The organism is Streptomyces roseicoloratus, from assembly GCF_004117935.1.
GTDB classification, from domain to species: domain Bacteria; phylum Actinomycetota; class Actinomycetes; order Streptomycetales; family Streptomycetaceae; genus Streptomyces; species Streptomyces roseicoloratus.
In genome coordinates this window covers 1-18,413 of record NZ_SDOY01000164.1, presented here as the reverse complement: position 1 = coordinate 18,413, position 18,413 = coordinate 1, and the positions used below count along the sequence as shown (strand labels likewise).

Here is an 18,413-nt window from a genome sequence, read left to right as displayed (position 1 = left end):
CTAGCTTCCGACTAGTTAGAACGTTCGTTTTAGTAACTCTCGCAAGGAGCCGGCAATGGAGCACAAGCGGATCACCGTCAACGGCCTGGACCTGGCCTACGTCGAGGCGGGAGAAGGGCCGCTCGCCCTGATGCTGCACGGCTTCGACACGCCCCACCTGTACCGGTACCTCCTGCCCGCGCTGGCAGAGGCGGGGTACCACGCCGTGGCCCCCACCATGCGGGGGTTCGCCCCGTCCCAGGTGCCGCCGGACGGCAGCATGCGCCTGCCCGACCTGATCGCTGACGCCAATGGCCTGCACGAGGCGCTCGGCGGCGGCTCCGACGCGGTCCTGATCGGACACGACTGGGGCGGCTTCGTCACCTGGGGCGCCGCCGCGGCCGCACCCGAGCGGTGGACCAAGGTGGTCGTCAACGACGTCCCGCCGTTGGAGTTCTACGACCGCAACAGCGCGGACCCGGGCAGGATCGAGCGGTACGTCCACTTCTACTTCTTCCAGATGGCCATGGCCGACCAACTCGTCGCGGCCGACAATCTCGCGTACCTCGACTGGCTCTGGGAGCACTGGACGGGAACCGTCCCCGGCTACGACTCCACCGAGGACCGCAAGGCGATGAAGGAGGGACTCGACACGCCGGAGCGGCTCCACCTCGGCCTGGAGCTCTACCGGCAGAACTTCCCGGCTGCGACCTTCGGCACCCCGCAATGGGAAATGGCGCGCGTGCTGAACAAGCTGCCGTCCCAGCCCACCCTCTACCTCCACGGAACCGAGGACCCCGTGGTCGACGCGGAGGCGCTCGCCGACATCGTGGCCATGCTGCCGCCGGGTTCGGACGGGGCGATGATCGAAGGCGCCGGCCACTTCCTCCTCTCCGAGAAGCCGGAGGAGGTCAACCAGCGCATCCTCGCCTTCCTGGCCCGCTGATCAGCGGAAGCCCGCCGCCCGGGTCCTGACGCCGCGTGAGGTCCGGACGACGTCGAAGCCCCGGTCGCCGACCTGGGGCCTCGACGCGGAGCGGGTGACGGGAATCCAGTCCAACCCGCGCCACAAGCCTGGGAATCACGCGGCGCGGCGACGTGGCAAGGGGATCCGACCTGCCGAAACGTTCGGGAAAGGCACGAATGGTCGGTGCGGTCCGCAGACAGGCTCCGGCATGCGCGAGGCTTCGGCGCAGCAGCAGCCTCGCTCGTTCGTCCGCGGCGGCGGGCTCGGTCGGTGGGCCGTCATCCGTCATCCCGCGGCCGTTGACCGCGGTTCTCCTCCGTCAGGCGGTCGAAGAAGGACCCGGCCGGGCCCGGCGGGAGACCGGTCGACACCCGTGCACCGCTCCCTGTCACCGACCACCGACCACCGACACAGACCGTCCCGACCACCGACCACCGACACGGACCGTCCCGACCACCCTGCCCGGGCGTGCGGCGGCGCAGCCGGCGGGCAGAGGGTCTCACGCCCGATCGGAGGGCGCGTCGGACTCGGCGGCGCGGCGGTACTCCGCGTTGATGCGGCGGGCCTCTTCGAGCTGGTCCTCGAGGATGATGATGCGGCAGGCGGCCTCGATCGGGGTGCCCTGGTCGACGAGTTCGCGGGCGCGGGCGGCGATGCGGAGCTGGTAGCGGGAGTAGCGGCGGTGGCCGCCCTCGGAACGCAGCGGCGTGATCAGGCGGGCTTCGCCGATGGCGCGGAGGAAGCCCTGGGAAGCGCCGATCATTTCGGCCGCTCTGCCCATGGTGTAGGCGGGGTAGTCGTCGTCGTCGAAACGGTCGTACGAGTTGTCTGCCGTCATTCGCACCTCTCCCGGAAACGCATAGAGGGCCCTGGTGCCAGTACTGGCACCAGGGCCCTGAAGGAACTACTACACCACCTGCCGGCCCTGATGAAACGCCGGCCTTCCGTGTCCGCCCGCCCGGCCTGGCTGCTGCCGGGGGTGCGGGGATCGCGGTTGCTTGACCGGAGACCACCTCGCTATCGATGTCCTGCGGTACCCGGACGCGGGACTTCCGCCCGGGCGATCCTGATGGCGCCGCGTTCCTCCGTTCCTGCCGATCGACTTCTTGTCCTGCGGATACTGCGCACTGCTGGTGATGCGTACTGCTGGTGATGCGTACTGCTCGGCGGCCTGAGGGAGCGCCGCCGTCTCCGTGCCCTGGTGCGCGCCCCGCAGCCCGACGCGCCTTCACCAGGGGTACCGCTGATGGAGGCCCCTGATCACTGCGGGCCGCCCAGTCCGGCCGTCAGTTCCGTCACCGTCCTGCGAAAGCCCTGGCTTCGGAACTCCACCGCCGCACTGCCCTGCTCACTGCGACTACCTGTACTGCTTGCCGGCAGTTCGTCTCTGCCAGGCCTCTTTGTCTCTGCGGGATACGAGAAAAAACATAGCTCGCCCACATGCTGATGTCTACCGTGGCCGCAGTAGATTTTCGGTCCTGCGGAGCGGAGAGAAGGGCGGAGGGAAGAGCGGAGACGGGGGAGGTCGTGCCGGACCGACCGCCGGTCTCCGAGACGCACGGGCAGCGCCAGGCCGGCCGCCCACTCGGAAGGACGCGGCGGGCGGGGGGAAGGGACTCGTAGGATCGCCCTCATGTCGAAGATTGACGAGCTGCTTGGCTACGTCGCCCGGCTGGTGGAGTCCGGGCGGAGCAACCAGATGTCCCTGACCGTCGTCATCGGGGGCGCTGTGATCACGGGTCGGCTGGCACCCGAGGCGGTGTGGCGACAGCGGGTCTCCGAGGTCCTGGCGGACTCCGACCGGCTGGGCGAGTTCTCCGTCGCCTTCGCCGCCGGGAGCGGCGACGAGTCCGCCGCCGGGAGCGGGGACGAGACGCCCACGCACCTGCACTTCCACATGGCCCGGATCCTCCAGGGCACGACGGCGATTCCGGAGACGGGAGGCATGTACCGCGTCTCGATCGAAGACGTCAGCGCCTGGACGATCGGCGACGTCACGTACTCCGATCACTGACCTGGCGGGAGGACCCGCGGCGGGCGTACGCGGATACGGAGGAGGGCCCGACCGGCAGGGCCGGCGCCGCCTGTGCGGCGTCGGCCGGGTGCCGGTCGGGCCCTCTCGGTGCCCGGTCGTCGGTCCGTGTCCGCCCGTGGGTCGCGGACCGCGGGGGTCAGGCCGCCGGGGCGCCGAGCGCCGCGGAGGCGTCCCGGAGGGAACCGGTGCCGTGGGCGGGAGCGCTGCTCCGAGGGAGGTCGCGGCAGGTGAAGCCGAGTTTGGTCATGGCGAGGACGACCTCACGGGCGGTGAAGTCGCGCCGGTCCTGCCGGGTGATGACCTGGCCGACCTGCTTGACGGGGTAGGTGCGGCGACCGATGATCACGGACTCGCCGGTGATCTCCTCGGGTGTGACGCCGTTCATGGCGTCCAGGACGCCGGTCTTGGTGAGCTCGAAGGGGAAGCGGGCGATGACGCAGCGCATGGTGCCTCACAGAGGTCGAGGGAGAGGGGCGGTCCCGGCGGCGCGGGGCGGTTCACGTGACGACCGGGGACGGGGTGGGGTTGGGGGTCTCGCCCCGTTCCCGGTCGTGACAGCCGGTGCGGGGCTCGGCGGGGAGCCGGGCCCGTCAGGGCGTCACAGGGGCCGCCGTGGGAAACGGCGGCCGTCGTCGGGGAGGTCGCGCAGCCGGAGCCGGTCCGTGTAGGCGGCGCTGTCGCGGACGGTGATGAGCTGGGCGCGGGTGACGAGGCCGGTGTGCTGATCGTCGTTGTCGCAGAGGAGCAGGTGCCCGGTGCGGGCGCCGGCCATGACGGCCAGGGCCACCTCCACGGTCATGTCGTCGCAGACCTGTGGTCCGGCGGTGTCCGCGGCGTCGGCGCCCGCCGGACGTGCGGGCACGGGGCGGGACGGGCGGGGCTGCGTGTGGACCGGCGTCACGAGGTGCCTCCTGAGGAGATGGGTCGGCTTCCGGACAGGGCGGGGGCGGGACCGCCGCGCCCGGCGGAACGCCGCACGCCCGAGTGCCGTGCCGTCGAGAGGGGAGCGCGTCGACCGCGGGGGGCGGCGCCCCGCCGGCTCCGCCGCTCGGCGGGCGGCGCCGTGATCGTCACCGGAACGCCGGAGGGGGTCCGCGCGCCGGTGATCCGGACCAGCGCGTCCTCGCCCGAGCGGACCGGGGTGGTCTCGGGCACGATGCCCGCGGCCGCCATGAGGCGCACCATGCCGCGGCGCTGGCCGGCGGTGACCAGGGTGACGACACTGCCCGAAGCGCCGGCCCGGGCGGTGCGGCCGCCGCGGTGGAGGTAGTCCTTGTGGTCGGCCGGCGGGTCCACGTTGACCACGAGGTCGAGCCGGTCGACGTGGATTCCGCGGGCCGCGACGTTCGTGGCGACCAGCACGGTGACGTGGCCGTTCTTGAACCAGGTCAGGGTGCGGGCGCGCTGCTGCTGCGACTTCCCGCCGTGCAGGGCGGCGGCCCGGATCCCGCGGCCGAGGAGGTCGTCGGTGAGACGGTCCACCGCGTGCTTGGTGTCCAGGAACATGATCACCCGGCCGTCCCGCGCCGCGATCTCCGCGGTCAGCCGCTGCTTGTCGGCGCCGTGCACGTGCAGGACGTGGTGCTCCATCGTCACGACCGCGCCCTGGGAGGGGTCCACGGAGTGGACGACGGGGTCGGTGAGGTAGCGCTGGACCAGGAGATCGACGTTGCGGTCCAGCGTCGCGGAGAACAGCATCCGCTGGCCTCCGGACCGCACCTGGTCCAGCAGCGCGGTCACCTGGGGCATGAAGCCCATGTCGGCCATCTGGTCGGCCTCGTCCAGGACGGTGACGGCGACCTGGTCGAGCCGGCAGTCGCCGCGGTCGATGAGGTCCTTGAGGCGGCCCGGGGTGGCCACGACGACTTCGGCGCCGTGGCGCAGGGCCTTCACCTGCCGGCCGATCGGCACTCCCCCGACGACGGTGGCCAGGCGCAGTTCCACCGCCCGGGCGTAGGGGGCGAGGGCGTCCGTGACCTGCTGGGCGAGTTCCCTGGTCGGAACCAGGACCAGGGCCAGAGGCCGACGGGGCTCGGCCGGCTGTCCGGCCGTCCGGGCGAGCACGGCCAGACCGAAGGCGAGCGTCTTGCCGGAACCCGTCCGTCCGCGGCCCAGGACGTCACGGCCCGCCAGGGAGTTCGGCAGCGTCGCCCCCTGGATGGGGAACGGGACGGACACGCCCTGCGCGGCGAGCGCGGAGAGGAGACGACGGTCCAGCGCCAGGCCGGCGAAGTCGTCGACGGCCGGCAGCGCCGGAGTGATCGTCTCCGGCAGGGCGAACTCTCCCCGCGCGGTGGCCGCACGTCGGCCGCGCCCGCCCGGTCGGCTCGGACGTCCCGTTCGTTTCGCGCCGGACGAAGCGGAACGACTGCCTCTTCCCGTTTCGGCGGAGGAGTCGTGTGCAGGGCCGCCCTTGCGGCGGTTGCGTGAGGAACGGCCGTCCGTGCGTGTGGGGTTCATCCAGAACCTTCCTTGATGCGGCGCGCGGCGATGATTCCGACGGGAACGAAAGCGCTCGAAATTGCCGGAACGGTCGAAGCGGAGAGGGAATCAGGCGATGCGGATCCAGTGGAAGATGATTGACGCGGTGGATCGAGTGGGGTGGTGCCCGTGGTGCGGGGACGCGGGAAAACCCTGGGAAACGCATGCAGCTGGGGCCCGCACCCCGAAGGATGCGGGCCCCAGCTGCGTACCGCGGGTCAGCGTCAGGCGGGAACGATGTTCTCCGCCGTCGGGCCCTTCTGGCCCTGCGCGATGTCGAAGGAGACCTTCTGCCCCTCCTGGAGCTCGCGGAAGCCCTGGGCGGCGATGTTCGAGTAGTGGGCGAACACGTCGGGGCCGCCACCATCCTGCTCGATGAAGCCGAATCCCTTTTCCGCGTTGAACCACTTCACGGTGCCTGCAGCCATGTCATATCTCCTTCGGGCAGTGCAGCGGAATCCGCACTTTACGGATGCCGTGTCGCCGCGATGATTCCCTGCCCGGAAAAATACCGGAATGCGAAACGCTTCCGTACGACCTGCGGCCGGCGAAGCGTGCGAAATTTCGGGTACCAAAACTGCAACTGATTCGACAGTAGCACGCCGGGGCCGTCCGTGTGCGTTCCGCGTTTTCCCGCGCGTGACGCCGGAAGAAATCCTCTTCGTGGCACCGGTGAGAATCTCCACTGGCGGTGACAGGTATTTATTGCCTCCCGAATGAGGCATTCACGCCGCCCGGCCCGCTCCGGGCGGTCCTGCCTTGGCTCGCCTCGGCAGACCGAAGGAAATGAGCGCAGCGCCTCGGCGCTCGATGCCGACACGAGGCGGACCGCCCGGCAGTTGCGGCGATGTCATCTCCACGCGCGCTGCGGCAGGAAGATCATGCGTGCCCCCACGACGGGGCGAGGGTGGGGGCGGGGCTGCGGGAAGGCCCCGCCTTCCGTCTCCCAGGTGTCCTCACCGGTTCGGGCCTCCCGAAGGCGGCGACCGACCGTGTCCTCGTCGGACATGAGGGTGCCTGCGGTGTGCAGGTTGCCAGGGACGGACGCGGCGGCCATCAGGCGTGTGGCGGATTCGGGTGCGGTCTCGGGGGAATCACCAGCAGGTCGCAGCGGTCGAGGCTGTACGACAGCAGGATCATCGCGTCGGGGTCCTGTTCGGTGAACCAGCCGACGTGCACGGCATGTCCGCCGACGGGGATCTCGTAGGGGGAGACGGGCCAGGGTCCGGGGTTCGCGGTGATGCGCGTGATGCGGCCGCAGCGGCCCCGCAGCGCGTCCACCAGAGGCGGCAGCTCGGTGGTGAGATCGCGTGAGTACGGCCACCAGGCGCCGTCCAGCAGGCCGGCGAGGGAGGTGTGTGGTGTCAGTGCCAGCGTGCCTGGCGGGTGGGAACGGTCGTGCTGGTCATGAGGCCGAGCCCCGTCCCCGGGACGCCTGCGGGCGGCCCGGCGTAGCGATCGCCGGGAACGACGCCCGCGTGAAGGCGGGGTACGAGGTGCCCCCGGTACCTCCAACGTACTCCGCGCCGGGGCCGGGCGCGGGGGTCGGGACGGCCCGGTTCTTCGGTCGGCCGTGCCGCCGGACGTGCGGAGACCCCGTCACCCGCGCCACTCGACGAGGACGAGGGTGGCGTCGTCGGTGGTGGTCTCGCCGCGGGCTCGTCCGAGGGTGTGGGACAGGCCGCGTGCCACGGCCCGTACGACCCGGTCGTCCTGATCCAGCTAGTACCGGGCCACCCCGGCCGGCCGGGTGGACCCAGTCGATCAGCTGCTCCTCGCCGAACTCCTCCTGCCCGCGCAAGCGCTCCTCGATCAGACGTCGGTGAAGCAGAGGATCCGGTCCCCGGGCGCGAGTGTCACCCCGCCGACCCGCGGCTGGTCGCCGCCGAAGCCGACGGGGAGGGTGGTGGCGCGATACCGCGGCGCGGCTTCCAGGACGCCCCCGCCGGCAGGAGCCGCCACGCGTGGTCAGGGTTCCTCGGCGTGGGGCCCGGTGCCGCTCGGCGGCCTGCTGGTGGTCAGCCAGGAACGGGCCGGTTCGGCGGGGCGGGCGGTGTCGACAGTGAGGTGGAGGCGGGTGCCTCCGCCCGGGGCGGGGTAGCTGCGCTGCTCCCCGCCGGCGAAGCAGCGGCGGAGAACCTCGGCCACCCTACGGGCGGTGTCCGGTGTGGCGGCCACGACGCGGATCTCCGCGTATCCCGGCGGAGGCAGGGCTTCTGGTTCGTTGCGGTCCAAGGCGGCACCGTCCTTTCCGTAGCGGGGGACGTCCGCGGGTGGCCCGAGCGGGGTGGACGCGCACCGATACGTCCACCGTACGTCCGACAGGGCCGGTGCCGGACGGCTCCGCACCGGGCGCGGCGCGTACGTGGGCCCTGCCGGAGTACGGTGAAAGAACGGGCCCCGCCCGCCGGTCGGCACAAGCCACCACCGAGGGACGGCAGGCGGAAGCACCGTGGACGGGCGGACCGATCATGACCGACGCCGGCACTTCCCCCCGGGGACCCACACCTCCGCGCCTCCTGCCGGACGAGATCCACCGAGCCGTCGAACCGGGCACGGCGCTCCTCCGGCTGGAGACGACGGGGTCCAGGCAGAGCCTTCTCGACGGCGCGTGGTGGCCGCGCTCGCGTGACGTGGAGCGGGAGATCCCGCCGCTGGTCGCCGCCCTGGCCGAGCACCTCGGCCCCATCACCCGGGTCGGCCTGGACGCCTCCGCCTGGAACAGCATCCCGACCCGCCTGGTCGTCGACGACCGGGTCGTGCACCTCGACTCCTTCCCCGTCGGCGACGACACCGTCCTGATCACCCGCGGCGAGAACGACCACTTCTCCCTCATGGTCATCCCGCCGAACACGACGCCCGAAGCCGCCCGCACCGCCATGGCCCGAGCCGTCCGCGCCGACAACGTCACCCGGGCCGCCGAGATCCTCCTTGCCGAACTCCCCCACCCCGAGGCCTCGTAGGTCGGCTCCACCCGGACAACGACGAAGCCCCAGGTCTCCGACCTGAGGCTTCGCAGCAGAGCGGATGACGGGAATCGAACCGGCACCGTCACGCGGTGAGCGTGATCGCCGAGTTCCGGGCTGCGCCCGCCCCCGCACGTCCGGCCCGGCCGGGACCTGTCCGCTCCGCAGAGCACCAGCGTGAGTCCTGGCCCGGTCGTACATCGATCGGAGTAGTCGTGTACTCCGCTGACGCAGGCTCGGATGACGCGGCGGGGACGACGCTCCCGGGCGGAGGCCAGACCTACTGTCTGGCCCTATGACCAAGACAGTCTCTCTGGCCGGCTTCACCGTCGCCGTCCTCGCCTTCGCGATATCCGATGCGGTCAATCAGGGGTACGACCCCATGGCCGAGACGGTCAGCAGGTACGTCAACCTGCAGCACGGCTGGCTGGTGACCGTCGGCCTGCTGGCGGTCGCGGTCGGATCGGCGGCCGTGGCCGTTCGGGCCGTCGGCAGTGGATGGGGCGGGTGGCTCCTGCACTTCTGGGCAGGGTGCGTACTGATCGCCGCCGTCTTTCCGGCCGACCCGCCGGGCAACTGGAGCCGCCCCTCGCTCTCCGACAGTGTGCACGGGGTCGCGGCCTGGGCGGGATTCCTGGCGCTGGCGATCGCGATCGTCCGGCTGACGGTCGTCCGGCGGCGCGATCCGGCGTGGGCCTCGAGGGCGCGTGCGCTGACCGTGCTCGCGTGGGCGTCGTCGACGGCGTTCGTGCTGTTCGCCGTGGCGTTGGTGGACAAGGCCGCCCTCACCCACACGGCCCCCCTGGGCCTGGCCGAACGCATCGTCATCGCCCTGAACCTGGCCTGGCTGGCCCTGGCCGCCACCTCGGCGAAGTGCCGGCCTTCGGCGTCGGGCACGATGGGCCGCATGACGTCAGGCATCGTCCGGTGAGTTCCCGTCCGCAGAGCAGGTGGCGGGCGCGGCTGGTGGACCTGGCCCTCGCGTTCCTGACCGCCGTGGCCATCGGCGCAGGTCCCGCCGCGATGGGTGCGCCGCTGTCGTGGCACGGCACGTTCGGCCTGGGCGTGATCCTGGGCGGTCTGCTGCTGGTCCGCAGACGCCGCCCCCCTGCTGGTGCTCGTCCTGTCCGCCGCCACGCTCGTCGGCTACCAAACTGCTGGTCTGTTCGAGGGCGGCGCGGTCTGGCCTCTGTCCTTCGCCCTGTTCACCGCGGCGCGCAGCCGCCCGGGCTGGGCCGCCGCTGTCGGCACCCTCACCCTGGCATACGGCCTGGCCATGCAGGGGCTGGACGCCCCTGAAGCTCTCGCCCGAGGCGGCGTCGAGTTGCTCTGGTTGGCCCTGGTGTCGACCGCCGAGAGTTCCTGGCGCCAGTACGGCCGTTGGCGGGCCGAGCATCAGGCCCGCATCCTCCAACTGGAACAGACCCGGCTGGTCGAGCAGCGGCTGATCATCTCCCGGGAGGTGCACGATGTGGTCGCCCATACGCTGGCCGTCGTCGGTGTCCACCTGAACGTCGCCGTCGAGGCGTTGGACGATTCGCCCGAGGAGGCGCGCGCCGCCCTCCGCACCGCGATCGCCGTGCGCAACCAGGCCATGACCGACCTGAAGGCGTTCGTGGGTGAGCTCCGCGATGTGCCACAGCACGGCTTGGAGTCCGTTGCCGGCTTGGTGTCGCAGGCCGAGGCGGCCGGGTTGGAAGTGCGCTACGACTCGGCGGGCGATCCCGACGCCGTTCCGGCGGCCCAGGCGCTCACCGCCTATCGGGTCGTCCAGGAGGCCGTGGTCAACACCCTGCGCCATTCCGACGCCGGGCGCCTCGCCATCCGAGTGCAGGCACGACCGCGAGCACTGGAGGTGACGGTCACCGACGACGGGCGCCCCGCCGCGGGCTTCACGGAGGGGCACGGCCTGACCGGGATGCGTGAGCGCGTCACGGCACTCGGGGGAACGCTGCGCGTCGACGCGAGCAAGGGCTTCGCCGTTCAGGTCGTCCTGCCTCTGACGGATCACGTGACAGGCTTGATGCCATGACCATCAGTGTGCTGCTCGCCGACGACCAGGCGCTGGTCCGGGCAGGGTTCCGCAGCCTGCTCGGCCGCGCCAAATTCCTGGCCGTCGTCGGCGAGGCCGCCTCGGGAGAGGAGGCGGTGCGTCAGGCCGCTCTGCTGCGGCCGGACGTCGTGCTGATGGACATCAGAATGCCGGGCATGGACGGCATTGTGGCCACTCGCCGCATCCTGACCGAGCTGCCGACGACCAGGGTGATCATCCTGACCACGTTCGACACCGACGAGCACGTCTTCGAGGCGCTGCAAGCAGGCGCGAGCGGGTTCCTCACCAAGGAGGTCGAACCGGCCGAACTGCGCCGGGCGGTCGAGGTCGTGGCGGCGGGCGACTCCCTGTTGTCCCCGGGTGTCACCCGCCGTGTCATCGAGCGCTTCGCGCACCGCCCCCGGCCCACCGCCACCCTGCACGCGCTGACGGCGCGTGAGAACGAGGTGGTCAGATTGGTGGCGGAAGGGCTGTCCAATGACGAGATCGCCGCCGCCTTGGTGATCAGCCCGCTGACCGTGAAGACCCACATCTCCCGGGCCATCACCAAACTGGGCCTGCGCGACCGCGTGCAACTGGTCATCACCGCCTACGAGCACGGTCTCGTAAGAGCCTCGCGCTCCGACGGTTGACGATGGCAAAACGAAGCCCCAGGTCGCTGACCTGGGGCTTCGTGGAAGAGCGGATGACGGGAATCGAACCCGCGCTATAAGCTTGGGAATCACCGTCGCCCAGTTTGATCATCTGATGCCTGACCTGCGAAAACGGCGCCTGGTGCGGCGCTTCTCGTTGGCTCGGCGATACGCGTGGTGACCGCTGGGCACCGCCCCGAAGGGCACGGCTGGGGCACGACCGGATTCCTCGGAGATGTGAAGCCTTCTCGTGGTGTTCGGCGCTCGGTGATCAGTCGTCCGGTGGCTCTTCCGCTTCCTGGAGTCTCTCGGCGATGTCATCGGCCCACTCCTGAGCCCACTGTCGCAGCTCGAGAGTCTGGTCGTCGTCGAGTCCGTACGCGGCGAACTCGGTGTCATCGATCCAGTCCGCGCCGGCGAGCCGGGCCTGAAGGTCGGAGAGGTCGAAGCTGTCGCGGGCATGGCGGCGGCCGAGTTCTTCGAGTTCGCTGTGCCCCCAGCGGTCGGCTGCCGCGCGGACGTCGATCAGGTCACGTGCCAGGCCGCGGTCTGCCAGTGCCCGGACCTTTGTGCCGACGACGTCCTCCAGGGAAAGCACCAAACCGTGCTGAGTCTTCACGGGCGGGCGCCAGAGTGCTTCCTTGAGGACGTCGACCTCGCACTCCTCGCCGGTGGCGGCGTCGGTGACGATCAACCGCGCGTATAGCGGGTCGGTTTCCAACCCCCGCACCTGCCAGCCGCGTTGCTCCAGCCCGGTGCGTACGGTCGCGGCGATTTTCGCCATCGGCGCCGGGTTCTCGGTGGCGACATCGAGGTCCTTGCTGAGCCGGTCGACCAATCCGTGCGCCTGGACGGCGTAGCCACCCGTGAGCACGAGCGGGTAATCGTTGCCTACGGCGAGGAGATCCGCGAGGAGCCGCCGGTGCAGTTCCGTGAGATTCACGCAGCAGCCTGGTCGTCGGGCGCCAGTTCGTTGAAGGCGTTCTCCCAGACGTCACGGATGTCCCGGCTGATCAGCGTGCGCAGGACGGGCCACATGGCGACCAGCAGGTCCCGGTTCAGATAGTGAACCAGGTCATCGTGCTGCCCCTCCGCCAGGACGATCCGGTAACAGCTCATCCGCAACCGGGGCTGGTCAAGGTCGAACCGGGCCAGGCCGGACCACGAGAGGTGCAGTGGAAGGGCGACGTGGCCGTGGGCGGGACCGCCGAGCTCCGAGAGCTTGGCGGGAAGCCGCCGGGCGTATCTGGTACGGCGGACCTCGGGGACGCTGGGCGTGGCTGCCATGCCTTGATTATTCCGCAGGAGCGCGAGACGGCCGGGCGATTCCGGTACAGGGAACACCTGGCTCAGGGCTCCCACCGGGCTTCAGTGGCGGTAAGGATGGTCTAGATGCAGGTCAGCGGGCTCATACGGGACCTCCCGCGAGACGATGAGGATTTTCGTGCCCTTCGCGTGCCCCGTCTCGCGGTGCTGAAGGGCGTGTGAGTCGCGAGACTCGTCTGCCAACAAACAAGCCCCAGGTCTCTGACCTGGGGCTTTGCTGTGGAGCGGATGACGGGAATCGAACCCGCGCTATAAGCTTGGGAATCACCCCGCACTTGGGCACTCAAATGGCCTCTGACCTGCGGAAAAGGCCGTCAGGCGTAGGTCTCTCGACTGTCCTCCCGCGCCTGCTGTTGACCGCTGTTTACCGCCCCTACTGGCACGTTGTGGCACGGGGTTCGTCAATCGGTCCCGTCGGTGGTCGGCGCCCGCCCCACGATGTCCGCCAGGGAACCGCGGTACGTGGTGCCGAGCTTGGTGACGACGCCCACTGTGGGGCCCGGGCCTTCCTTGATCTTGCTCAGCCAGTTCTCGGGCAGTAGTACGCGGTCGCCGACTGCAAGTGGGTCGCTTCCGCGCCAGCGATAGCTGTACTTACCGACTTGCACGACCTGGCAGCCGTCGACCTCGTACACGCGCCGTGCGGCGTCGAGCTGCTCCTCAAGCTCCTTGACGCGCTTCTCCAGATGCGCGATGTGAGACTTGGAGGAGCTCGCACCGCTTTCACATCCGTCTTTCCACCCTTCGTTCCACCCTCGACGGTGGGCTTCTGCTACGGCCTTGTCCTGCTCGGTGGCATGGGTGCCGCAGGCCACGTCCGAACCTGAAATCCGGATCTTGCAGGGGGTGCCTGAACGGGTAGGTCGCCCGCAGGTCCGGTCCGGCTGATAGGTCACGCGTAGCGGTCCTCTCGGTTGCCCTACTGCGTTGCGTCGCAGGTCATGCAGCGGCTTACGGCCGCTCGCTCCGTGTTGCCACTCGTGGCGTGGAGCGGGTTAGAAGGTGCGAGGCGACGCCATGCTCCAGGCGAGGGGGCGAGCACCCAGCCGTACAGGGGTGGTCGAATGTCGGCCGGGGCGATGTGTCCGCAGCCCGGGAGGTGGGCCTTGCCACTGGCGTGGATGACGATCGCAGCCGCCGGCCACCCGTCCCATTCGCCGGCGGGCGTGGCGCTGCGTGGTGTGCGCGGAGCGCAGTCCGCACAGTTGTTCATCTCGTGGCGTTCGCAGTACTGCATCGGCCTCTTCCCGTCAGATCCGGCAAGCAGCCTATTTGTCTTGAGCGTGACGTCAGGCCGATTCCCGATATCCGCCGCCATGACGTGTGCCGAGAGGTGTCGATGGGGCACGCCTTGCGCCCGGTACGGCATCAGTGGGGCCGACTACTACCCCAGGGACGGATCCGGCCCGAAGTCGGCGACCTGCATGGTGGCGGAACCTCCGGGTGGGCTATTGAGCACCCCGCGGACGCGCACGGGGATGCCGGAGTCATGGCAGCGGACTGCCTCGTGATAGCCGGCGTCGGGAAGGTCCATCCAGACCGTGCGGCTGCGTCGCTGGATGAGGGCCTGGACGCCCACCCGGCCTGTTTCGTCGTCTGGATGACGGTTCAGGTGAGTGACCAAGCCGAAGATTACGTTCTCGCGGCTGTAAACGCTCGTCTTGAGCTGGTCGGATACTCGCTCCACGATGGCGATGGCATCGTGGTTGAACTCGACCTCACGCGGCGTGCCAGGTGGAGCCGCTGCCACGCGGGACCAGTTGAAAGTGACGTCCAGCGTGTCGACCGCGTCACTGTTCACGACCTTGGACAGGGCTTGGCACAGCTCGTACGAGACGCCTTCCCCGATGGAATCTGTGATCTCGCTCGGCGTGGGCACTCGCTCTGCGCCGGCCATTTCCTCCAGCACGCCCAAGGCACGGGACATGGTCGCGGTCACTCGTCGGTCGAAGAGCGTCTCCTCGACCTCGATGTCGATCTGCTCCTGCCCCCGCTCGTACACGTCCAGCGGTGACCGTGCCTGGCTGATGATGGGCACGATGTACGAGCCCTTACGGGTCTGTCCGAGGCGTACGTCGCGGGCTTGGTCCCGGGCGCGAGTCGGGAAATTACGAAAGTGTCCCTGGCGTCGGATGGTGGCCGCGGCCGAGGCCACGCGGAGGCGCTTAGCGGACTGGAACAGCTCGAATCCGGCATCCAGGGGGATCGATCCGTCCCGAATCGTGGGGTGGGAGGCCCTGAGGTCCGTCACGTCGTGGAACACGGAGGCGATGGCGTCCTGCACGGTTCGCGTGTCTTCGGCGCTGACGCGCGCCAGGTCTTCGACGAGCATGCGTGCGCGCTTGCCGAAGTCCGGGGCCCCGGACTTCATGGGAACGAGGACGACTTCCTCGGTCGGTCCCGGCAGGCGCCAGAGTTCGGCGACGTCGCTTCCGGACACGGTGGACCAGCCGGTGACCTTGAGATAGCTGCGGATCTCGTCCGGCCCGAAGGGAAGCGTGTCGGTAGCCATGTCAGTTCACCCTCGCGCTGCCGGACAGGAGAATGCTGCGCGCCATATCGAACATGCCACGCATGGACTTCACCGAGAGCTGCTGCTCCTCCGGGAGGCTGATCGCGGTGGTGGCACGACTGGCCGCCGAGTCGCGGCCGTGCAGGCAGGCCCAGTATCCGTGGCAGGCGAGTACGACTGAATCGGAGTGCTGGGTGACCCAGAGTTCGAGGTTGGGCGGTACCACCAGGAGCACCAAGTGCCCAGGTGCGGAGCGCTCCGTGCTCCGTAGCTTGTCGTAGGTCTCGACATCCAGGTCGAAGCTGTATCCGCCTCGGATGACACGGGGGCTCTGGGTGCACTTGAGCTGAAAGTCGACCATCAGGCCGCGATCCCGGAGCGTGACGTCCACACCGTCCTTGTCGACGTTCCACTCGCCCACGGTGTAACCGCCTTGGGAAGCGAGGGCATGTACGTACGCGCGGCTGATCTGTTCCTTCTGCCAGCTTGTCGCTTCGCCTGCCACGCGCCCTCCCCTTGCCGCTTGATCGCGAGGATAGGGGCGGGTGGAGCATGTGGGAACAGGCCCTCAACGTCCAGATCGGTAACAGGAGTCGTCGCCGCTTCTTTTGCGCCACGCGCGTCCAGCAGGGCCACGAGTCCTCATCTTTGAAGCCGTTTGCGGTCAAGCCAGCGGCGTTCTGCTCTGGGCCGCACCGAGAGATCAGGCGAATGCCGCCTGGCGGAAGGCGTTGCGGACGTCGGTCAGTGGCTGGCGGTCGCGGGTGTAGTAGAGCTTGTTGGTCAGCAGTACCGCCCAGCGGTCCTGGGTGGGGGAGATCCACATCCCGGTGCCGGTGAAGCCGTAGTGGACCCAGACGTCCTGCTCGTCGGTGGTGCCGGGGGCCGGGTGCCAGAACAGGCCACGTTCTGGCTGGAGGCCGCCAGTCTGCACGGTGAGGGAGTAAGCGCTCCACTCGGCGCCGAAGCCGGCCGCGGCGGGGGCGGTGGTGTGGTCGAGCATGTAGCGAAGGAAGACGGCCAGGTCGTCGAGGACGGTGAAGGTGCCGGCGATGCCGCACACTCCGCCGAGGAGACGGGCGGAGAAGTCGTGGGCGGTGCCCTTGAGGTGGGCGCCGGTGTCCTGGTCGACTTCGGTGGGGGCGCACCGGGTCGCCATGTCGGCGGACAACGGGCCGAAGCGCGTGGAGTCCATGCCCAGCGGGCGCCAGGTCCTCTCCTCGCAGAGCTGGTCGAGGGGTCGGCCGGAGAGGTGTTCGGCGAGGTAGCCGAGGATGAGGGCGGCCCGGTCGGTGTACTCGACGGCTTCGCCAGGCGGCCGGTTGAGGGCTTCGTGCAGGACTCCGCGGCGGATGTCGGTGGGGTCGGTGCCGTAGAGGTTCTTCAACTGGGCGCGGAGGGGGAGGCCGGCAGTGTGGGTCAGGAGCTGCCGGGCGGTCACGGCCCCGAGCGGGTGACCGGTGACCTCGTCCCAGAAGGTGCCGAGCGGGGCGTCGAGGTCGAGGATGCTGTCCTCCCACAGGGCTCCGATGGAGGCCCAGACCGCGAGGATCTTGGTGAGACTGGCGGCGTCGAACACGGTGTCCGGCCGCATCTTCACGTCCGGCTCGTCGGGATCCAGGACGCCGGTGGCGCCTGCCGCCCGGACGCCGCCGGAGTCGCCGACGGCCCACACCGCGCCCGGGTAGACCTTGTCACGGACGCCTTCGCTCAGCAGATGCTCGATGCGGTCGGTGCGGTACGGCATGGTCTCCCTCTTCGTGTGGGCATCCCAGCGGCCAGCGTAGTGACGTGGGTCGGTCGGGCCGGGCAACGGCGTGCCGGTGGTCGCCTGGAGTGCTGCCCGGCCCGGCTGGATCTCAGGTGAGCTGTCGGCCGAGGCCAGCCAGTTCGCGGGCCGTCTTCGACAGGAGGTAGCGGGCGGCGTTGGCGTAGCCGGCCTGTCTGAGGGCGGAGAGAAGACCGGGTTCGGTCCGCAGGCGGTCCAGGTCCCGGGTGAGGGCGGAGGGGTGGGTGAAGTCGGTGGCCATGCCGGAGCGGGCGAGGGCTTCGCTGAGGCCGGGGACGGGCTGGTAGAGGACGGGGAGGCCGCAGGCTTGGGCTTCCAGGCCGACCAGGCCCATGGCCTCCAGGGTCGTGGAGGGCATGACGAGTACGTCGTGCTCGGCGAACGTTTTCCACAGCTGGGGACGGCGGAGCCAGCCGAGATAGCGGGCCCTCACCCCGGCCTGTCGCAGCCGTGGGGCCAGCGCGCGGAACTGAGCGCTGGGGGCGGCGATCGACAGCTCGACGCCCTGGAGCGGGGCCACGCTCCGGATCAGGGCCTCGACGCCTTTCTCGGCGGTCAGCCGGCCCGCGTACAGCAGGCGGAGGTGGCTCTTGGATGTGTGGGTGGTTCGGGCGGGCGGGTCGGTGAGGAGGCGGTCGGGGATGCCCCAAGGGATGTGGGTGATTTTGCGGCGGTCGGTCTGCGGGGCGAGCTTGAGGAGGTGGTCGGCCATGGCACCGGTGGGGACGACGATGGCATCGGCCGCCCGGGCGGTGGCCCGCAGGATCTGGAGCTGGTCGCGGTGGGCTTCGGCGAAGAGCAGGTCGGTGCCGTGGACCAGGGCGATGCGGGGGTGCGCGGGCAGGGCCCGGATCAGGGCGGGGGTGGCGCCGAAGGCGAGGTGCTGCAGGTGCAGGACGTCGATCTGGGACGGGTTGATCGCGGCCGTCAGGGCTTGGCGCAGGTGGGAGACGTACCGGTGGAAGGCGGGGCCCTCCAGGCACTTACCGCTCGCGCTGAGCAGGTCGAGGCCGGCCGGTGTCCGCGGGCGGGGTCCGGTCGGGGCGAGCATGAAGGCCCTTGCGGGAATGAGGGGTTTCTCGCCGGTGTAGAGGTCGAGGAAGAGTTCGACGCTGCCGCCGGGGCTGCCGACGGGCAGGTCCAGGAAGGTGGCGACCAGCGGATTCCGGTCAGGACTCACCGGCGGCCTCCGTCGATCTCCTCGTAGAGGCGGGAGATGTCGATCCCGTCGGTGGAGGCGTACTTCGCGAGCTGCCGCTGGTAGCTGGCCGGGGTGCCCTGGGAGGCCAGGAAGACCAGCTTGCCGAACGTCATGCCCGGGTAGACGCGGACGGGCCGGGCCGCGCGGATCTCCAGGGTCCAGCGGATGGCGTGGCCCTGGTGTCCGAGCGGGGCGGAGACGTGGACCCAGATGCCGAGGGCTCCGATGGTGCGGTCGCCGTTGAGCATCTGCGCGTACGCCTCCGAGCCGGTGCGCTCGTGGGTGACGCCGAGGTAGAGCAGGCCGGGCTGGAGTACCAGGCCGGTGGTGGGGATCGCCTGCTCGGTGTAGGTGGTGGGGATGGCGGCGTCGAGGTCGCCGGCGCAGACGCGGAGGGTGTCGCCGAGGCGCCAGTCGTAGGCGTTCGGGGAGACGCGGGCGGGGTCGTACGGGTCGATGGTGATCTCGCCGG

Annotated in this window: 22 protein-coding genes; 6 read left to right on the top strand and 16 right to left on the bottom strand. The window is 70.0% G+C overall.

The features are described 5' to 3' along the window. The first annotated feature begins 55 nt into the window (after positions 1–55). On the top strand, positions 56–925 hold the full coding sequence (locus ESG85_RS28455; RefSeq protein ID WP_128984048.1) for an alpha/beta fold hydrolase: 870 nt from the start codon (positions 56–58) through the stop codon (positions 923–925). Positions 926–1,445: 520 nt separating this feature from the next. On the opposite strand, the gene ESG85_RS28450 is transcribed toward ESG85_RS28455, so the two are convergent. Continuing rightward, complete coding sequence (locus ESG85_RS28450) at positions 1,446–1,784, bottom strand: MerR family transcriptional regulator (RefSeq protein ID WP_128984047.1); 339 nt, start codon at positions 1,782–1,784, stop codon at positions 1,446–1,448. A gap of 795 nt (positions 1,785–2,579) precedes the next feature. Here ESG85_RS28450 and ESG85_RS28445 point away from each other — a divergent pair. Further along, positions 2,580–2,960 (top strand): hypothetical protein, encoded by a 381-nt coding sequence (locus tag ESG85_RS28445; RefSeq protein ID WP_128984046.1) that lies wholly within the window; start codon positions 2,580–2,582, stop codon positions 2,958–2,960. Between the two features lie 157 nt (positions 2,961–3,117). On the opposite strand, the gene ESG85_RS28440 is transcribed toward ESG85_RS28445, so the two are convergent. From ESG85_RS28440 to ESG85_RS28410, 7 genes are all read right to left on the bottom strand, one after another. Then, on the bottom strand, positions 3,118–3,426 hold the full coding sequence (locus tag ESG85_RS28440) for an SCO5918 family protein (protein ID WP_128984045.1): 309 nt from the start codon (positions 3,424–3,426) through the stop codon (positions 3,118–3,120). A 153-nt stretch (positions 3,427–3,579) separates the two neighbouring features. Beyond that, on the bottom strand, positions 3,580–3,882 hold the full coding sequence (locus tag ESG85_RS28435) for a CBS domain-containing protein (protein ID WP_128984044.1): 303 nt from the start codon (positions 3,880–3,882) through the stop codon (positions 3,580–3,582). Further along, complete coding sequence (locus tag ESG85_RS28430) at positions 3,879–5,441, bottom strand: DEAD/DEAH box helicase (RefSeq protein WP_128984043.1); 1,563 nt, start codon at positions 5,439–5,441, stop codon at positions 3,879–3,881. The genes ESG85_RS28435 and ESG85_RS28430 overlap by 4 nt, the downstream gene beginning before the upstream one ends. 245 nt (positions 5,442–5,686) lie before the next feature. Then, entirely contained in the window at positions 5,687–5,890 is a 204-nt protein-coding gene (locus ESG85_RS28425; protein WP_042817427.1) for a cold-shock protein, read from the bottom strand. Between the two features lie 628 nt (positions 5,891–6,518). Then, complete coding sequence (locus ESG85_RS36810) at positions 6,519–6,977, bottom strand: DUF5994 family protein (RefSeq protein ID WP_342781429.1); 459 nt, start codon at positions 6,975–6,977, stop codon at positions 6,519–6,521. A gap of 297 nt (positions 6,978–7,274) precedes the next feature. After that, positions 7,275–7,424, bottom strand: a complete 150-nt coding sequence (locus ESG85_RS37060; RefSeq protein ID WP_425471288.1) for a hypothetical protein — start codon at positions 7,422–7,424, stop codon at positions 7,275–7,277. A 6-nt stretch (positions 7,425–7,430) separates the two neighbouring features. Beyond that, on the bottom strand, positions 7,431–7,697 hold the full coding sequence (locus tag ESG85_RS28410) for a hypothetical protein (protein ID WP_128984042.1): 267 nt from the start codon (positions 7,695–7,697) through the stop codon (positions 7,431–7,433). Between the two features lie 236 nt (positions 7,698–7,933). Here ESG85_RS28410 and ESG85_RS28405 point away from each other — a divergent pair, with 236 nt between their 5' ends. The 4 genes from ESG85_RS28405 (at position 7,934) to ESG85_RS28390 (ending at position 11,113) form a co-directional block, all read left to right on the top strand. Beyond that, positions 7,934–8,425 carry a DUF5994 family protein gene (locus tag ESG85_RS28405; RefSeq protein ID WP_128984041.1) on the top strand — a complete coding sequence of 164 codons (492 nt, stop codon included), beginning with the start codon at positions 7,934–7,936 and terminating at the stop codon, positions 8,423–8,425. Positions 8,426–8,723: 298 nt separating this feature from the next. Further along, positions 8,724–9,359 carry a DUF998 domain-containing protein gene (locus tag ESG85_RS28400; RefSeq protein WP_128984040.1) on the top strand — a complete coding sequence of 212 codons (636 nt, stop codon included), beginning with the start codon at positions 8,724–8,726 and terminating at the stop codon, positions 9,357–9,359. Positions 9,360–9,542: 183 nt separating this feature from the next. Continuing rightward, entirely contained in the window at positions 9,543–10,460 is a 918-nt protein-coding gene (locus ESG85_RS28395; protein ID WP_128984039.1) for a sensor histidine kinase, read from the top strand. Continuing rightward, positions 10,457–11,113 (top strand): response regulator, encoded by a 657-nt coding sequence (locus ESG85_RS28390; RefSeq protein WP_128984038.1) that lies wholly within the window; start codon positions 10,457–10,459, stop codon positions 11,111–11,113. The genes ESG85_RS28395 and ESG85_RS28390 overlap by 4 nt, the downstream gene beginning before the upstream one ends. A 271-nt stretch (positions 11,114–11,384) precedes the next feature. Here the strand turns inward: ESG85_RS28390 and ESG85_RS28385 are convergent, their stop codons facing one another. From ESG85_RS28385 to ESG85_RS28350, 8 genes are all read right to left on the bottom strand, one after another. Continuing rightward, positions 11,385–12,056, bottom strand: coding sequence for a nucleotidyl transferase AbiEii/AbiGii toxin family protein (locus ESG85_RS28385; protein ID WP_128984037.1), 672 nt, complete (start codon positions 12,054–12,056; stop codon positions 11,385–11,387). Next, positions 12,053–12,400, bottom strand: coding sequence for a transcriptional regulator (locus tag ESG85_RS28380; RefSeq protein ID WP_128984036.1), 348 nt, complete (start codon positions 12,398–12,400; stop codon positions 12,053–12,055). Before ESG85_RS28380 ends, ESG85_RS28385 begins: the two co-directional genes overlap by 4 nt. A gap of 440 nt (positions 12,401–12,840) precedes the next feature. Then, a complete protein-coding gene (locus ESG85_RS28375; protein ID WP_246095341.1) occupies positions 12,841–13,335 on the bottom strand; it encodes a FliH/SctL family protein in 495 nt (164 codons plus the stop codon). 488 nt (positions 13,336–13,823) lie between these two features. Then, on the bottom strand, positions 13,824–14,951 hold the full coding sequence (locus ESG85_RS28370) for a hypothetical protein (protein ID WP_128984035.1): 1,128 nt from the start codon (positions 14,949–14,951) through the stop codon (positions 13,824–13,826). Position 14,952: 1 nt separating this feature from the next. Next, positions 14,953–15,456 carry a DUF4365 domain-containing protein gene (locus tag ESG85_RS28365; RefSeq protein WP_128984034.1) on the bottom strand — a complete coding sequence of 168 codons (504 nt, stop codon included), beginning with the start codon at positions 15,454–15,456 and terminating at the stop codon, positions 14,953–14,955. Positions 15,457–15,654: 198 nt separating this feature from the next. Beyond that, on the bottom strand, positions 15,655–16,698 hold the full coding sequence (locus ESG85_RS28360) for a serine hydrolase domain-containing protein (RefSeq protein WP_128984033.1): 1,044 nt from the start codon (positions 16,696–16,698) through the stop codon (positions 15,655–15,657). Positions 16,699–16,810: 112 nt separating this feature from the next. Continuing rightward, positions 16,811–17,920: a glycosyltransferase family 4 protein gene (locus tag ESG85_RS28355; protein ID WP_128984032.1), complete on the bottom strand. Its 1,110-nt coding sequence runs from the start codon at positions 17,918–17,920 to the stop codon at positions 16,811–16,813. Continuing rightward, positions 17,917–18,413 (bottom strand): dCTP deaminase (locus ESG85_RS28350; RefSeq protein ID WP_128984031.1); only part of this gene is annotated, 497 nt, incomplete at its 5' end. The genes ESG85_RS28350 and ESG85_RS28355, both read right to left, overlap by 4 nt.

Bases quoted from the DNA above. Each gene is read 5' to 3' on its own strand.
- ESG85_RS28400 (WP_128984040.1), top strand. From the start codon at position 8,724: ATGACCAAGACAGTCTCTCTGGCCGGCTTCACCGTCGCCGTCCTCGCC.
- ESG85_RS28445 (WP_128984046.1), top strand. From the start codon at position 2,580: ATGTCGAAGATTGACGAGCTGCTTGGCTACGTCGCCCGGCTGGTGGAG.
- ESG85_RS28455 (WP_128984048.1), top strand. From the start codon at position 56: ATGGAGCACAAGCGGATCACCGTCAACGGCCTGGACCTGGCCTACGTC.
- ESG85_RS28440 (WP_128984045.1), bottom strand. From the start codon at position 3,426: ATGCGCTGCGTCATCGCCCGCTTCCCCTTCGAGCTCACCAAGACCGGC.
- ESG85_RS28430 (WP_128984043.1), bottom strand. From the start codon at position 5,441: ATGAACCCCACACGCACGGACGGCCGTTCCTCACGCAACCGCCGCAAG.
- ESG85_RS28370 (WP_128984035.1), bottom strand. From the start codon at position 14,951: ATGGCTACCGACACGCTTCCCTTCGGGCCGGACGAGATCCGCAGCTAT.
- ESG85_RS28390 (WP_128984038.1), top strand. From the start codon at position 10,457: ATGACCATCAGTGTGCTGCTCGCCGACGACCAGGCGCTGGTCCGGGCA.
- ESG85_RS28380 (WP_128984036.1), bottom strand. From the start codon at position 12,400: ATGGCAGCCACGCCCAGCGTCCCCGAGGTCCGCCGTACCAGATACGCC.
- ESG85_RS28425 (WP_042817427.1), bottom strand. From the start codon at position 5,890: ATGGCTGCAGGCACCGTGAAGTGGTTCAACGCGGAAAAGGGATTCGGC.
- ESG85_RS28450 (WP_128984047.1), bottom strand. From the start codon at position 1,784: ATGACGGCAGACAACTCGTACGACCGTTTCGACGACGACGACTACCCC.
- ESG85_RS28360 (WP_128984033.1), bottom strand. From the start codon at position 16,698: ATGCCGTACCGCACCGACCGCATCGAGCATCTGCTGAGCGAAGGCGTC.
- ESG85_RS28405 (WP_128984041.1), top strand. From the start codon at position 7,934: ATGACCGACGCCGGCACTTCCCCCCGGGGACCCACACCTCCGCGCCTC.